Raw genomic sequence first — 15,010 nt, forward strand, 5'->3', positions numbered from 1 at the left:
GGTTTTTTGGTATGGATCTGCCTAAAAAAACAAAAACCACCCATGAGGGTGATTATTTTAAGCCGTTATAACATTTGTACTCAAAGTATCCCGCAGCTGCTGCAGACTTCTCATTCGTAAAACGTTCACTAGCTTTAAAGGGAGCTGGACATGAATCTCTATAAAAATACTTCATTCCAGTATCTAGTTCTATGCCACCGATAATGTCTTGCTTTCTGACGACTCTCCCACCACCAAATCCATAGTTATTGTAATACCTGTCTCCGACCGGAATGCCCTGGATAAACGCGATCAGACCCACATCATCTACCGTGTTGTACCACTCCTCTTGCGGAATGATCGGTAGTGTGAATGTATAGGATATGCCGTTACGTGCAGCTTTTTCGTTATGGACATTAATAATTCGCGCCAGGTCCTCTTGGACGCTGCCAACAATGGTGGAACGACGTATTTGTTCAAAAGTTTCTGAATTATTCAGTAAAGATATAGGAGTCTGATCCTGAAGTTCCTTTTGAAAGCCCTCCACCCACCTGTGATTCCGCGCATCGTATGCGTGTACATAATTATCCAAGGTGAACCCCACACTGTTGCCTACTGAATCAACATAGGCATATGGCTTTTTTTCGCTCCATTTGTGTCCAATAGCAGCTTGTCCATGCTCGTCTGTATAGACTTCTGAAGTGAACGCATAATAACCGTCATAATCCAGAATTACAATGACTGGTATGTAATCCAATAATGCACGTTGTGCTACTATATCCTCATCAATGCCTATATTAAGAAAAAGGGTGTGCAGGAACGTGTGCAGCGCTGCTTCTTTATCTACACGAAAAAACTTATCCGATCCGTATCCGGCCTCGCGTTCCTGACGTTCATTCTGTGAGAGCACGACCCCTGCATCCTGAACTGCGGTACGAAGAGCCGACGTATATTTCATTTCTAGCTGCTGCACATCACGCTGATTCTGCACCCGTAGGTCACTAACTACACCAAAGGGCAAGAACAAAAGTATAAATATGACTGCAAAATCAGTAATCTTCATTCAGAACCATGCCCCCGTAAGAAGCTGTAACTGCCGGCTTGCCGCTATTTGCCCCACCGAGAAGCCATGATTTGTACAAGTCCGCAGGAGTCCGATTCGTATTATGTAACCGGACCGTAAAATAATCCCCGGCCATCAAGGTATACCGACGTGTCTGATCTGATTTTGGCTGCTGATTGCCAGGAAACAGTACAGGCAAGATTTGCGGATTATAGTACCCATCATATACAGATTCATAATTGCCCAGAAAACTGTCTGGCTTCGCGGCATCTGCATAGTCCGGTACATACTTTTTGTGCATATGCTCCAAGTCAACTTCGTACGTATTGCCTGTCAATTCCAGATCACGCATAAAATCGTTATACATCGTCGGTGTAATGTAACCTTTGGTTCTTACCATATCAACAAAACGTACAGTTGAATGATATGTATTTAACCCGGATATATCATCCTGCCGTTCAGCAGCTTGAGCTGCGGGTACGATGTACAAAAGCAATACAGCGAGCAGCGCCCCCAACAACTTGGATATTGTTTGAACCACTTCAGTCTTCCCCCAATTTCTCAAAACGTACAGATGTTATGTCCCCATTCCCATTACGCTGTGGGTACATGGAATATAAAGAGGAAGCATCCAGGGTAGATACATCAGGCTCAAACGGTTCAGAATATACATCGTACTCTGTCCCGTCGACTTGAATCGAAATCCCCTCCTGTAAGTTCATGCGAATTGCCTGTATGACCTGAGTTCCTTTAATCCGTTCCGGCAATCCCACCCCAACAGTACGGGCTATTCGCCCTTCAGAATGCTCCTCTTGCTGTGATCTTAATTCCAGTGCACCATCCAGCTGGCTGGACAAGTCTGCTGCCGTTACACATGCGGTTATGAACAGAATAACTGACACACCAAGCAGCAGCATACTTGCAGCGTGATCAGACATACTCTCATCCCCCTTATGATTATTATCTTTGCTGTAGTGCTTAGGACTGGGTAAACAACAACCCACGGACAACGTTCGATTTGTCCTTTACGATTTCAGCCTTGAATTTGCCACTTGGATTTACGTATTCATTCTCTTTCTCATTAAGCGTATTCGTGATTTTCCCTGTCTTATCACTGCCACCATTCACTGCGCCATACTGTTCACTGTCTGGGCTAATGTTCAGAGCATTACCGTACCACTGGCCTGCCATATTTTTACCGGTTTTAATCTGAATGCCGAATTGATCCTTCCCCTGAAACTTCCGTAGCGCGTTGGTCACCTGGGAACCGCTAATCGTTGTGCCGTCATATACCGTAAAAGAGGCTTGAGACAATTCGGTCTGGATATCAGCAAAATTGTTTTGTGCCGTTTTAGTCGCCTCCTGGGCTGAAATAAACAGTATAACTACAATCGTAATTAGAGCGATGGTCAAAAATATCCCAGCGGCTACCTTTAAAGCTGTTGATGCGTTATTCATATTTTTTTCTCCTCAGCTTGTTATTTTGTATTAGTGATAATAGAACTTTCTTACTGAATTTTTTGTATTTGCTCATAATAGTTATCCATTTGAACAAAACTCATGCCGATCAACGGAATCACCAAATATAAAAAGATAAGACCATACATCGGGGCAAAGCCAATCATCCTTCCCCAGATAGCCTTGCTGTCTATTATTTTTTCATACTCCTGTTTTCTTTGTTCGAAATAGTAGGACATATGGGATTCCAAATCATCAAAGGCCTCTCGAATCGTAATTTTACCCAAAGACAAATGGAGCTTGTCCACTAGACGCTGAAACTCCGGCAAAGGTGCCTCTTCATTTAATAAGTCAAGAGCTGCCTCTGGCCCATGTTCATAATGAAGCAAACATTTTTGCAGAGGTCTTTTGAATATAACTGAAAATCTGTTCAGCCACTCCAATATTTCTTCGACAGACATTCGTTCCATAACCCGCAAAATGGAAATAACTGTTTGAAATTGATACACCTCGTGCCTCATATCCAACCGACGCATTTTTCGTTGCAAATATAATAAAAGCATAGGCATTTGATAGGCTACATACCCAACAATCAAACTAATCAGCACTTCCCACCACTTGATGTATTCATCATTCCAATCTTTCAGCTTTTGGAGAATACGCCGAGTATTTGTGGATAGCTGTTCAGGAGTAACAGTTCCATTGGCATTATGTTCTAAAGCAGCGTACGTTCGTTCGTATGTGCTGTCCGCTCTCATGTTCAGCAAATGCATGATTTTGCGATCAATCCCACTCTGCTTCAAAGCTTCTTTTTGCTCCATCGGACTTAAATGTCCAAACATTTGACCCGATTGTACCGGGGCGTGAAGGATATGCGTTTTCTCAGCTTCATGTAAAAAAAATATCGTACTAATACTTAGTACCAAACCTACGATAAAAAGAGCCATTCTGCGTATGTAGAGCCACTCCAGCTTTATCTCCGCACCACTTTCTTTTAATAGACGGGTTATTTGGAAATAAGAAGACATATGCTGACGCGGAATTAAAGAATCCACCACATTACGGATGATGGGAAAACGGTATAGCTTCTGTTCCCAAACCCTCCGTCCTCTACCCGCACGATATCCTGTTTCATCGGTCTGTTGAAGCTTCTGTAACAGAAAATAAGATACGATTATCACAATATAAACGGACAATTTCGTGATATAACCCAATTTTCCCTGATAAAACTCATCCATGGATGGAAAGCTGGATCTCGCCCATGTCTCGATTGGGGTGGTAAAGAAAACAGGTGCCAGTGCGATCACGTTTAGACTTTTTAATAGATAGTCCAGTTTATTTCTTCGCAGCAACTCCAACTGGATTTCGCGTGCGAGACTACCGAGCCCCTTCAAATAAATGGAGCCCCCCTCCTCAATCCGATCACCAAACTCCATTACCATATACGAGATACCGGCAAATGCTTTTAAAAATCGATTAGGAGCCGACTCATAGTATCTTTCCAATGCTTCGTGCGGATCAACATCTGTTAGCGCCTCATGGATGAGTCGTGCGTGTCTCCCAGCCTCTGCCTCCGCCAAATCGGCCGCTTCGGATATGGCTTCCTCCACCATACCGTGCTGATGGTAATAATGACGTACATTGGCGAATAATTCGATCATCTGTGCAAGTAGCCTTTTTTCCATCCGGCTAATGGCCATATCCAAAATAAGACTGTTGATTACCACTCCGCATAAAACAGCCAATATAGCAAACTCTATTCCTGGCTTCATCATGACCAGTACAACGCCACTGCAAGCAAAAGCCCCCCAGATGAACAGTGTCATCTTCATAGTCTGTAGGCGAAGCTTGTACTCATCGTAGGCATGCTGACCAGCTAGTCGCTTACGTACACTCGTGATGTATCCAGATAAGAAAGGGACCTTCATACACAGCGTATACAACTTATGCAGTAAGGCTTGCAGCTCACGTTGCAGTACCGCTTTTCCCTTGCGTCCTTCCTCCACAGAATAAATTCGTCCTCTGCGAACTGCATGACTATTGCGCTTATGCAACCCCCACAAAACTATATATAGAAGCGCAAAGCCCCCACCTGATATAAGTAAAATCCATAATAAAATTTCTTTAAGACTCATAGTCTTCCTCCCAATAGCGGGTCAAAAAACTGCGGAAATCTCTGGCATCCTTTACATTCATCTGCTCACACATTTCTTTTGCACTTTTGGCAGTTAAGGGCTCCATCGGTATATAGCTTCCGTTCCGATATTCCATAACGTGGCGATAACTATAGCTCGATGAAGCATTGGAGCCTGCATCTGTATGATCCGGGTCACGCGGCACACATTCTGTGATCCGTTCGATGTAGCGTCTCCCTTCCGCATCACGCTTGAGATGCACATCAAAGTTAATGACATGAACTACCTGTTCCTCAGCGATGCCTTCATGCTGAAATACTCCTGTTTTGAGCAATGAATTACGAAGTGAAAACACGAGATCACGAAATGTTTTGGCATGATGAGTAAAAATGGTGAACAGACTGGCAACCTGCGACATTTGTATCATCCAAGCAGCTACTTCATCACTTGCTACTTCGCCTAGTATATTGACGGTTCCATCTGTTTTTTTCTGCAAGTCAAGTCCTTGTTGTCCTGAAATATGGTCCGTTTCTCGAAAGGTAAGAATGTTACGGCGACTGTAAATGCTGCGTAGATGCAGTTCAAAGGCCATTTCCTGAACACGAAGCGTATACGAAGCATAAATATGCTTGACCATCGCCATTAACAACGTCGTCTTACCTGAACCCTGCGCGCCTGTAATAGCAGTAATCCGGCTACCTTTCATTAAATAAGAAAGTAACTGGATTGGAAAATCAGCATTTTGTCCCTTAATTAACTGTTCCAGTGATGCGCTTTGAATATCGAATTTACGAACAAAGAAAGCCCACGATTCTGAGAAAGGAGGACGCACTACCACTACCCGCGACCCATCCTTCATTTCGTTGACCTTATAACCATTCGCTTCGGAAAGCTGTCCCGGGTAATTGTATTTGTAAATATTTTGGCACACCCTTTTAAGTTCACGCTCAGATCCGAAGGAAAGGAACGAAAGATGGATCGTTTTACCTTTATAAAAAATCCATACGCTCTCATAACCATTGGCAGTAGGCGCAGATGTTTGTTCAAATACATACCCATCCGAAGGCCAGTCTGATGATGCAGGAATCCCACCTTCCGGCATACCACTGACGCCCCCACTTACACCGTCGATCCGCTGGTCACGAATATCATCAATGACGGAAAAGCCTTTGTAATGCTGATAAATGCGCTGGACAATAATATCCACTTTCTCCAAAAAGGAAAGAGGGCGGTACTCACAATCATAGATATAACGAATATCCTCTGCGGTAACGAGATAACTTCCATCTTCTTCACCTTGCTGTGAATACCTCATTTCGGCTAAGTCATAAGTATCCAATAAACGTGATAGTGCATCAGCGTCAAACTTCTGCTGGTATTGGTAAAATATAATTTCGAATTGATCCTGTATGCTAAACAACTCAGGTCTGGAGAATGGCATAACAGTATCGACGATTTTCTCGTTTAAGCCGTAACCGTTAATCAGAAGCTCAGCCATCAGATTTTTAACAAAACGTTTATCTCCAATGCTGCCATTGGCACAGTCCTTTAACGCCCTGCGTAGTTCCGCCCTTTGATGGATACGCCGTCTATATTCCTCTTCATGCAATCCGGCATCCGCCATCTGGCTATGACTCAGTTCATGAAGTGCATTTTTGATATACTCTATTAATGTTTCGAATGTGGCATCTTCGTTCTTTTTTTCTACCCGAAGGGTTGAATGTCGCGAGTGGAGATTCCCTCGATATTTAACAATAATCAGTACGATGCACATCAGTACTATGCAGGTAAGAATCAATCCGTTGATCATTTGAGCGGACAGCATTTAAGCGCCCCTCTCCAAAGCCTTGAGCCGAAGGTCGGACTCTGCCGCCTCCAGAATAGCTTTGATGATATGTCGTATACTCTGCGCCCACCCTACGGGCATAAAAAGCTTGCGGTGCTGCTCTTTTCCACTTCGTACCTCACGCTGCACATGGCCGATCACATCCCTGCGATTCCATGCGTCCATAAATCCGGTGCTATAAGGGACTGTATACAAAGCACCTTTGTAGCCATATCTCCTACGAATATTCGTTTCATTCGCTTGAGAATGCACATCATATTTCCCAAGTACTATTAATAAGGGCAATGATGAGTAGGTAGATAACGGAGACACGGATTCAAAATAAGCATCTAATTCTCGCATATTCTGAGTGAGTGAAAGAACGGCCAGTTTGGCTCGTGCACATGCTTCATGCTGTACAGCCCCCCACCCTGCTCCACTTCCTGCATCAATCAGCGTTAAATCATAATATTGATTCGCTGTATCTATTACTGCCCGTACAAGCCCTGGAGATAGTAACGGCGGTGCAGCTCCAAAGCTGGAGGTTCCCTCAAGTACATCCAAAGTATGTTCGAGTACAGGTGTCGTATAATTACGAATATTTTCTTTAGACAGTGTCCCTCGCAGAACTAAACGTGCGGCAGCATCCCAGCCCCCTTCCTGAAGCTGTAGGGTTGGATCGTCCATACCATACTCCTGTATAGGTAATCCTGATTCAATACCGGTATATCTACGACCTAAATGAGTCAATAATAGTCTTCCTCTATATAGATTTCCTATGGTAATTGCTATTGCTGCCGCCAAAGAGCTACTTCCACTAGCCCCCTTAATGGGGCTCCAAAACAAAATGGTACTCATGCTCTACTCCTTTCCGCACGTTTTAGCGCACGACGACTCACTTTTAATTCCCAACTCATCCATTCCCCAATACAACGGCATAATTCTTTCTTATACATTCTGGATAGCGGTTTTAGTAGTAGCTGTTTTTTATGCTCATTTTCCAGTTTCAGAGCAAGCAGCCCCTCATCCCATGGCAGAACATATGGCTCTTGCTGCCAAGAAGCCGGGAAATGGTTCATGTATTCCCACAGATACGGCTCCTCCACACCACAATCCACAGCCTGTAAAAATAGCTTGTGAAATACAAGATCTTTGGGGAATTCGGGTTGACTGAATAAATGCTCAAGCCAATTCTGTCCGTTGTGCATTAGCATACGGCTATAATCACTGACCCAAACTCGCAGTTCTGCCCCTTTCCAAACAGAAATTGGACAAAAATCAGGTAACTCTACATCCAAAATAACAATGTCATAAGCCTGCTCCGCCTTTTGATCAGTTATCATAACGGTATGCAGGTCTTCCCATGCTGTAAATCCAATTGCTACATCAAAACCACTAAACTGCGTAATGGGAAGTGGTTTGTCGAGCATCCCTATGCTATACCGATACTGTCCCCGCAGCGTAGCATCCACAAGCAGTACCTGTTGGCCGGAAGCTGCTAATATGCTGCTGATATATAACAAGGTATCGCTTTTGTCACAAAGCCCGGCAAATATCCACGTTTTCATACTTCCCTTCCTTTTCTCTCATTTATTTGGCATACGGATCAGAGCTTCCGCCCTGCGTCAGAATCTTTGTTTGTTCTTGATGATCCTGCTCATTCTCATATTCATTTCTTGTAGCATCAATCCCGCTTGCTGAGTTTTCTATAGTAGCACCCGCATGCTGAGCTGCAATTTCCTCACTCAGACTTCTTTCCACGGATGTTGAAATCACATTGTTTGACGAATTAATTGCATTTTCAAGCGAATCCCGCAGCTGCTTGGACAGCTTTTGTTCAGCAACGCGTATCAAATTCTGATCACTATTCATTAACGCTAACACCTGGGCATTAGGCGGATAGGTCGGGATTGCCTTGGGCTGAAATTGGGGATCGACATATGTTAGGGCATAGATAGATGCTTTATGCAGATAAGCATCAACAATCGCACTCGAAAGCGATAATATTTCCTGCTCATTCAAAGTGACCCAGACAATTGGACCTTCCAGTCGAGAAATCTTTTTCTTAGATAATAGAATGTAATCCTGCCCTGTTGGAAATTGAATGCGGATATCCACTTCGTCACCCGACTTGAGGCTGTTGGGCAATACTACCACCTTTAGCTCACGGTTGCGTAAATCTTTAGGTGTGGGCTCATCAGCAGTAATCATGGCCGATGTAAGCACAGATCCCTTTTTTAGCTCAATCTTGGCTGTGGTACCGGAAACCTCACTTTTATCTGTCAGCAAATTTGATGGGGCCTGAGAACCGGGAACTTTAATTCCCTTCAAATCATTAGATGCTATCTGTTCGCCTGGAGAAATGTCACGGACAACCGCCCAACCTTTTTTCGCGGTTCGTTGCTCCTGTTCATACACTTTCCATTTCTGCTCTGCCTCTACTTCAGCCTGTTTCCTGATCTCATCCATTTTATGGATATTAATCATGAGATAGCCAGCAAAGATAGTGCCAACAATCCCTGCGCCAATACAACCGGCGTATAGCTTTTGCTTACTGCTTTTTCTTAGCTTGGACACACAACTTCTCCCCTGCCTCTTTTTGATATATACCGTTCTATTTAGCGCTGTCGTTTAAGGAATCCGAAGCGTTTTTTCCGGGTATCTGGAATGACTCCGCGAAACAGCTCGTCCAGCACCTGATCCATCTCATCATCTCGTTCGAAGGGGTCTGAGTGGAACGGTAAAGCAAATACTTTATCGTGATCCAGCTCCTTACGAAGCCTGCGAACCGCCTCCGAGGTTGCCAATGGCAAGCAGTAATTCCATTTATGCTGTGGGTGGCGCTGAAGAGATCGGGCTAGCCCTGCTATATCCTGAACTCTCCATTCGGCCCCTGAGCCAACGACAAGCGGATAATCGGCTCTCAAGAATTCTTCCAGTCGTTCATTGTCCTGCCCACTCCCCAGGTCCAGTACGATAAATCTATAGGAACCACCCAACAAAGAAATGACATCCGCACGAGATGTTTGCCGCCAGTAGTGTACTCCATCAACTTCAAAACGCCGACTTGAACTCGATTGTCCAACGGATGTGCCTTCTACGACTTCTTGAAGTCGGGCAAATGCTTTGGCTGTGCTGTGCAGCTCAACCAAAGCTACGGAGCGGGTCCTTCGAGCCAGATAGTGGCTCACCGCAATTGCTGTATGAGTAGCACCGGAGCCGGCAGAGACACCCAATACAGCCACTACCCTTGTACCTGCATAATCCATTGAGGCATCATTAACGGATATTCCTTGTTGAGCAGGCTGAAAATCCGCACTGTGCCGCAGTTCTCCAATGACCTCCCCGGCAGATTGAAATCGTTCCTCAGGATGCTGACGCAGCAGTTTTCGAATCACCGGGATCAATTGGCGGGGCAATTCTCCGCGAATATACCCTTCTACTCCCGCAGTCCACTCGCTATATTTGCCTCCTGTACATAGATACAATAGCAGCGCTCCCAAACTGTATAAGTCTGAACGAGCATCTGTCTGACCTGCTCCATATTGCTCCGGGGCAGCGAAGCCCACTGTGCCCAGCTTTACCGTATCTTGATCCAGTTCAGCCTTATAGCTCCTCGCTATTCCAAAATCAATCAGTATAAATTCCATTTCCGGTGTCAGCATAATATTCGTCGGTTTCAGATCCCGGTAAATGACTGGCGGTTGACGGGCATGCAAATAATCCAACACATCTAGTACCTGCAAAGCGAATGGGACGATTTGCTCCTGTGGAATATAGCCTTCATAGCCCTTCATGTATGCTTCCAGCGTAATTCCTTCGATGTAATCCATGACCAGGTATACCGCACCAGATCGAGGATGCTCAAAAAAATCAACAATTCTCGGTAAACGTGGATGACTTAGCGAAATCAGCATCTCTGCCTCCGTACGTACAAGCTTCATCACTTGTGGCCCGGCAACCGACTCCTTCACCGCCCATTGCTTGCCTGGCAGTTTTAAATCCTCTGCCATGAACACGCGGCTCATTCCTCCCGAACCCAATGTGCGAACAATACGGTAACGCTCACCGACAATGGATCCGAATTCCAACTGTGATGGTTGCTTCATTATTCTCCTACCTCCTTTCTAAAGCAGACAACGCAAAAAAGGGAAAGCTGCCGCAAAATCAAATTTCCATGTCGCCATGAAAACCGTTTTCGCGGGATGCTTTCCCTTGATTTAAACACGATTATTATTTTTAAGGAACAATTTGGATTTATTATATAGCACACCTGTATCTATTGTAAAGTACTATTTTCCATACTTGATCATGTACAGGGTAATTTCATCTCGGTTATGGAATAGCTGCTTAGCTCGCTGAATCTGCATGCCGGACTCCTCAAATGAAGCAATTACATCATGAATGAGCGCCAAGGGCTTTTTATGCATTAGCTTGACCGTAACGATAGCAGTACCACCACTTCGCAAACTATATAGTAAATCAGTAACGAGCCTTGCCATTTGCTTAGGACTCCAGCTCATATCACAAACCAGCAGATCGAACGAATTCTCTTTAAATTTGACTTCACTTGCATTTTTACGCAAAAAAGTCAGATTGGCGTACTTCATCAGTGATGGCTCCATCTTTGCCGGATCAACCGCTGTAACTTTCAGTCCCCGCTCCAGTAAGAAGGAAGTCCATCCACCCGGTGCTGCCCCAATATCCAGTCCCTGACGGAAAGCGCCAAAATCTATGCCGAACGTTGCTTCTGCTTCCAATAGCTTGAATTTGGCACGAGAAATTTGTCCATCTTCTTTTTGAAAACGAACCGCGCCTCCGCTCCAATCCGATAGGTTATCCTCAGGACGTGATACACCTGCATACCACGTATCTGTATCTGCAAAAACGGACACAATAAGATCGGCGCCTTGTACTGTCTGCTCCATAGGTAGATCACTTATTTGTTCACTCAAAGCCTGCTTGAGCGCACCTGCGCTTTCAGTCCAACTGCTATTAGATCCTTTGCGCACTTGTAAAGAAACACGTTGATCCATCAGTTCCTTGCGGTTACGGATGAATGCAACCAGCCGTTCCTGCACCTGAACCAGGTCCGTTCCTTCTTCCTGAAAATGAACTGGAAACAAGTGACGTAAAAACATCGGCGGCTGAGCTGTAATTGTCCTCATTGCCTCAATTTCTTCCGCAGGTAATGTAGCCAGAAAAATTTCACCAGGTAAAAGCATCGTGCTTTTTACAGAGCCAAATAATCTTCTAAGCTCCTCTTGAGCATAGGGTGCAAAACCGTGATTGGCCGTACAAACAAATCTTGATGATGACAAAGTAGATTCACTTTGTTCATCTGTACTCATATATAGTTCCTCCAAAATAACATTACCCTCCAGTGCACACCCGAATCCAGGGACGTTCTCCATCCCAATCCAGCTCAACCGGAACTTCATATGTGTGCATAATCAATTCTTTCGTTAAAACTTCTTTTTTCGGTCCAGCTGCTGCGACCTTACCATCACGAATCAATGCAACATGCGTAAAGAGAGGGACAATCTCCTCAATGTGGTGAGTCACATAAACCACTGATAAGTCTCGCTTGCGGAGCCGATCAATCTCGACCAGCATTTTTTCCCGCTCAAATAGATCCAACCCGGCACAAGGCTCGTCCATAATCAGCAGACGAGGTTCTGCCATCAGTGAGCGGGCCAGCATCACCTTTTTACGTTCTCCTTGAGATAACGTCCCCAGTGGGTGATGAATCAAGTCGCCTAAATTCATACCCTCCAGCAAAGATATGGCCTTTTCTTTTGCCTCTGTCGGAATTTCCTGATAAAAGCGCAAAAAAGCATACGCACCTGTAGCGACAACTTCCCAAACGGGATCTTTTAGCGCCAGCTTTTCCAACAAGGTCTGGCTGATATATCCGATTTGCTTGCGAACTTCCCGCACATCACATTGACCATACATTTGCCCAAGCACTTTAACCGTTCCATGACTTGGAAACATATATCCTGTCATCATTTCCAGCAATGTTGTTTTACCGGAACCATTGCGACCCAGAATAGCCCAATGTTCACCTTCTCGTATGTCCAGGCTTACATTGTCCAAAATCCGTCTTTCTTCCCGCTGCAACGTAATGCTCTTCATGGATATCATTCCATCACGCTCCTTATTTTGCTCAGCAAGTGTTCTACAGATTCCATTTTGTAGATGATTTCAGGATTTTTGTCTTCACCATTATATATAAGAAGCGCGGGAACGCTGGATATCCGGTACTCCTGTACCAGTTCAGGAATATAGTTAATGTTGCTCTGCACCACTGCTTCTTCAGGGAGCAAATGCTCTGCTACCTCCAGCATTTTACGGGCAGCCGCGCATGTTCCGCACATGGGAGTGTACACAAACAAAGCCAGCTTGCATCCCTCCCATATGGCACGGCGCGCCTCTTTTTGTCCGATCTCTTTCATCGTTCAGACCCTTTTCTGATCTCTCGCATACGCTCTTCGGGTATGGGCCCGTTATGCACGGTGACTCCCTCTGGCTTATTCGCATAGAGTAGCTCATACATGGCTCGCCGCCCCTCTGGACTGGAGGAATGCAAGTAAATTTCACGCGGATATAACCGTTTCCCTGCGATAGCAGCAGCCACATCCTTTCCCGTAGGCTGACCTGGACCCAAATCATAATCTAGCGATAGTATTGAAATAGGGTATTCATGAAGTAGCAGCAGACACTCATCCGCATCTCTTGCCAGCTTAAAGCCCGGAGGACAAGGCCGATAATCGTCCATAAACAAATACATCAACTTCTCCTCCTTTTTCCCATAAATGCAAGCTCACAAGCCTCAAAGATAGTTATTATCAATCAGACCGATTTACTCCCAGCTTAGAATCATTTGAATATCCTCCTGATGTGTCCCATCAGGTCCCGTCTCACTCTCCAAAACGATAGGAATACCTCTTACAGCCTCCTGATTTGTCATCCAACGCATACCCTCAGTACCAATGTAGCCTTGACCCACACGGGCGTGTCTGTCTTTTTTAGAGCCATACGGGTATTTAGAATCGTTCAAATGAACTCCGCACAGAGCTGACCAATAGCCGAGACGATCTCCTTTTTCGATCAAAGCCTCGTCCATTCCACCGTTCCACAATCCCGCTGCATATGCATGACAAGTGTCTAAGCAAAAGCCGATACTGTCAGGATACCGGCACAGCTGACGGATCTGTACCATTTCCTCAAGCGTGGTTCCCATGGGTCCATGATCTCCCGCCTGATTTTCGATCAATATTTTAGCATTTCCCAGCCAGCCTTCCAGCACATCATTAAAACAGTTAATGATATTACGGTAGCCCTCTAGAGGGTCTAACGAATGCATATGACCAAAATGAACGACAATCCCTTTTGACCCACAGGCTTCAGCAATATCCAGATCATTGCGTAATGAAGCAATCGTCAGCTCATAAAGTTCCTGACCACGCTCGGACCCATGAGCCGGATTAACGGGATATGGTGAATGAGCAATGGATTGAAGCTGGTGCTCTAAACAGTAAGCGTTGCAAGCAGCAGCATCAGTAGCACTCCATTCCTTAAGCCTAAGACTACGAGGATTTTTCGGGAAATATTGAAATGAACGTCCCCCCTGCTCTCGCGCACGCATAGCGGCTTTGGAAAAGCCACCACGCGTACTCACATGGGAGCCGATGAGCAATTTAGGCATCATGCTGCTGTACCGGGCAATAAAATGCTTTTTTCCCCGCCAGTTCAACCCTTACAATTTTCCCGCCACTTGGAGATTCTTCTCCTTCGCGGTCATATACTCGACACTGATGATCAAATCCACCTGTTAGCGTGTCCCCCTCCATTAGAGGCATTTCCATGTACCCGCCTTCCGCTGTAGCTTCACGTAGTACGGATTGAGTGGCATGATATAGCTTTTCCACTTTTTCTGGCGACTGCACAATGTTCTGTACTTTGGAACCCGGTGTAAATCCGGCGATATAAGCAATTTCGTCTGAATAACAATTGCCAATACCCGAAAAAATGTGCTGATTCACCAGCGTTGTTTTCAAAATCCCCCGGCGTCCCTTCAGCCGTGCTGTAAACTTTTCCAACGTCATGCGACGGTCTAACGGATCAGGTCCCAGGTCTGACAAAGCTTCTTCTGTTTCTTTAGCCGTTAGCAGGTGTAGATAACCTAAGCGCAGTCCGATAAAATAAAGCTTTACTCCACTAAAATCTAATTCGATTTGAACTGTACGATCTGGACGCTGCTCCTCCGTTCCCAGATATAATAGTCCTCCGAGCATCAGATGAAGTACGAGCCGCCCGCCCGTGTTTAAATGAAAAATCAAATGCTTGCCTCGACGCTCTAAATATACAACGGTCGTTCCCAGCAATTGCTTCTCAAACGTTTCCACTTCAGTATTAATGGACTTTTCACGGCTAACCGTAACTCCAGTAATCGGAATGTCCAAAATTTGTTTTGATAATAAGATTCTGTAGTTTTCCATTTCAGGAAGTTCCGGCATAACAACATCTTTCCTTTCGTAGCTACAT

General features: G+C 45.0%; 16 protein-coding genes. All 16 read right to left on the minus strand.

Features of this window, described 5'->3' with window-relative positions; translation table 11 throughout:
• Nucleotides 1-52: 52 nt before the first annotated feature.
• The gene (locus MHI21_RS14155) at nucleotides 53-1,042 is read right to left on the minus strand and encodes a hypothetical protein (protein WP_342418398.1); all 990 of its coding nucleotides are present in this window, start codon (nucleotides 1,040-1,042) and stop codon (nucleotides 53-55) included.
• The gene (locus MHI21_RS14160; protein ID WP_342418399.1) at nucleotides 1,029-1,583 is read right to left on the minus strand and encodes a hypothetical protein; all 555 of its coding nucleotides are present in this window, start codon (nucleotides 1,581-1,583) and stop codon (nucleotides 1,029-1,031) included. The genes MHI21_RS14155 and MHI21_RS14160 overlap by 14 nt, the downstream gene beginning before the upstream one ends.
• 1 nt (nucleotide 1,584) lies before the next feature.
• Nucleotides 1,585-1,980, minus strand: a complete 396-nt coding sequence (locus MHI21_RS14165) for a hypothetical protein (RefSeq protein WP_134903844.1) — start codon at nucleotides 1,978-1,980, stop codon at nucleotides 1,585-1,587.
• A gap of 40 nt (nucleotides 1,981-2,020) precedes the next feature.
• Nucleotides 2,021-2,500: a hypothetical protein gene (locus tag MHI21_RS14170; protein ID WP_023988985.1), complete on the minus strand. Its 480-nt coding sequence runs from the start codon at nucleotides 2,498-2,500 to the stop codon at nucleotides 2,021-2,023.
• 50 nt (nucleotides 2,501-2,550) lie between these two features.
• Complete coding sequence (locus tag MHI21_RS14175; protein WP_165177030.1) at nucleotides 2,551-4,635, minus strand: hypothetical protein; 2,085 nt, start codon at nucleotides 4,633-4,635, stop codon at nucleotides 2,551-2,553.
• Entirely contained in the window at nucleotides 4,625-6,460 is a 1,836-nt protein-coding gene (locus MHI21_RS14180; protein ID WP_342418400.1) for an ATPase, T2SS/T4P/T4SS family, read from the minus strand. Before MHI21_RS14180 ends, MHI21_RS14175 begins: the two co-directional genes overlap by 11 nt.
• A complete protein-coding gene (locus MHI21_RS14185) occupies nucleotides 6,461-7,318 on the minus strand; it encodes a hypothetical protein (RefSeq protein ID WP_165177034.1) in 858 nt (285 codons plus the stop codon). It abuts the gene before it with no gap.
• The gene (locus tag MHI21_RS14190; protein WP_068942622.1) at nucleotides 7,315-8,028 is read right to left on the minus strand and encodes a hypothetical protein; all 714 of its coding nucleotides are present in this window, start codon (nucleotides 8,026-8,028) and stop codon (nucleotides 7,315-7,317) included. The genes MHI21_RS14185 and MHI21_RS14190 overlap by 4 nt, the downstream gene beginning before the upstream one ends.
• A 22-nt stretch (nucleotides 8,029-8,050) precedes the next feature.
• Nucleotides 8,051-9,037 (minus strand): SAF domain-containing protein, encoded by a 987-nt coding sequence (locus MHI21_RS14195; protein WP_341161264.1) that lies wholly within the window; start codon nucleotides 9,035-9,037, stop codon nucleotides 8,051-8,053.
• 41 nt (nucleotides 9,038-9,078) lie between these two features.
• Nucleotides 9,079-10,572, minus strand: a complete 1,494-nt coding sequence (locus MHI21_RS14200; protein ID WP_342420211.1) for a serine/threonine-protein kinase — start codon at nucleotides 10,570-10,572, stop codon at nucleotides 9,079-9,081.
• 180 nt (nucleotides 10,573-10,752) lie between these two features.
• Nucleotides 10,753-11,811, minus strand: coding sequence for an SAM-dependent methyltransferase (locus tag MHI21_RS14205; RefSeq protein WP_341161263.1), 1,059 nt, complete (start codon nucleotides 11,809-11,811; stop codon nucleotides 10,753-10,755).
• A 22-nt stretch (nucleotides 11,812-11,833) separates the two neighbouring features.
• Nucleotides 11,834-12,607 carry an ATP-binding cassette domain-containing protein gene (locus MHI21_RS14210; protein WP_165177040.1) on the minus strand — a complete coding sequence of 258 codons (774 nt, stop codon included), beginning with the start codon at nucleotides 12,605-12,607 and terminating at the stop codon, nucleotides 11,834-11,836.
• Nucleotides 12,604-12,918 (minus strand): thioredoxin family protein, encoded by a 315-nt coding sequence (locus tag MHI21_RS14215; RefSeq protein WP_165177497.1) that lies wholly within the window; start codon nucleotides 12,916-12,918, stop codon nucleotides 12,604-12,606. The genes MHI21_RS14210 and MHI21_RS14215 overlap by 4 nt, the downstream gene beginning before the upstream one ends.
• Nucleotides 12,915-13,253, minus strand: coding sequence for a cyclic-phosphate processing receiver domain-containing protein (locus MHI21_RS14220; protein ID WP_025724126.1), 339 nt, complete (start codon nucleotides 13,251-13,253; stop codon nucleotides 12,915-12,917). Before MHI21_RS14220 ends, MHI21_RS14215 begins: the two co-directional genes overlap by 4 nt.
• A gap of 72 nt (nucleotides 13,254-13,325) precedes the next feature.
• Complete coding sequence (locus MHI21_RS14225) at nucleotides 13,326-14,174, minus strand: deoxyribonuclease IV (RefSeq protein WP_185156285.1); 849 nt, start codon at nucleotides 14,172-14,174, stop codon at nucleotides 13,326-13,328.
• A complete protein-coding gene (locus tag MHI21_RS14230) occupies nucleotides 14,164-14,982 on the minus strand; it encodes an Fpg/Nei family DNA glycosylase (RefSeq protein WP_165177044.1) in 819 nt (272 codons plus the stop codon). Before MHI21_RS14230 ends, MHI21_RS14225 begins: the two co-directional genes overlap by 11 nt.
• Nucleotides 14,983-15,010 lie beyond the last annotated feature (28 nt).

It is taken from the genome of Paenibacillus sp. FSL H8-0168 (genome assembly GCF_038592955.1).
GTDB lineage: Bacteria > Bacillota > Bacilli > Paenibacillales > Paenibacillaceae > Paenibacillus > Paenibacillus polymyxa_B.

Excerpts from the sequence above, each read along its gene's own strand:
- MHI21_RS14155 (WP_342418398.1), bottom strand. The coding sequence starts at position 1,042 with ATGAAGATTACTGATTTTGCAGTCATATTTATACTTTTGTTCTTGCCC.
- MHI21_RS14165 (WP_134903844.1), bottom strand. The coding sequence starts at position 1,980 with ATGTCTGATCACGCTGCAAGTATGCTGCTGCTTGGTGTGTCAGTTATT.
- MHI21_RS14170 (WP_023988985.1), bottom strand. The coding sequence starts at position 2,500 with ATGAATAACGCATCAACAGCTTTAAAGGTAGCCGCTGGGATATTTTTG.
- MHI21_RS14175 (WP_165177030.1), bottom strand. The coding sequence starts at position 4,635 with ATGAGTCTTAAAGAAATTTTATTATGGATTTTACTTATATCAGGTGGG.
- MHI21_RS14180 (WP_342418400.1), bottom strand. The coding sequence starts at position 6,460 with ATGCTGTCCGCTCAAATGATCAACGGATTGATTCTTACCTGCATAGTA.
- MHI21_RS14185 (WP_165177034.1), bottom strand. The coding sequence starts at position 7,318 with ATGAGTACCATTTTGTTTTGGAGCCCCATTAAGGGGGCTAGTGGAAGT.
- MHI21_RS14190 (WP_068942622.1), bottom strand. The coding sequence starts at position 8,028 with ATGAAAACGTGGATATTTGCCGGGCTTTGTGACAAAAGCGATACCTTG.
- MHI21_RS14205 (WP_341161263.1), bottom strand. The coding sequence starts at position 11,811 with ATGAGTACAGATGAACAAAGTGAATCTACTTTGTCATCATCAAGATTT.
- MHI21_RS14210 (WP_165177040.1), bottom strand. The coding sequence starts at position 12,607 with ATGATATCCATGAAGAGCATTACGTTGCAGCGGGAAGAAAGACGGATT.
- MHI21_RS14215 (WP_165177497.1), bottom strand. The coding sequence starts at position 12,918 with ATGAAAGAGATCGGACAAAAAGAGGCGCGCCGTGCCATATGGGAGGGA.
- MHI21_RS14220 (WP_025724126.1), bottom strand. The coding sequence starts at position 13,253 with ATGTATTTGTTTATGGACGATTATCGGCCTTGTCCTCCGGGCTTTAAG.
- MHI21_RS14225 (WP_185156285.1), bottom strand. The coding sequence starts at position 14,174 with ATGATGCCTAAATTGCTCATCGGCTCCCATGTGAGTACGCGTGGTGGC.
- MHI21_RS14230 (WP_165177044.1), bottom strand. The coding sequence starts at position 14,982 with ATGCCGGAACTTCCTGAAATGGAAAACTACAGAATCTTATTATCAAAA.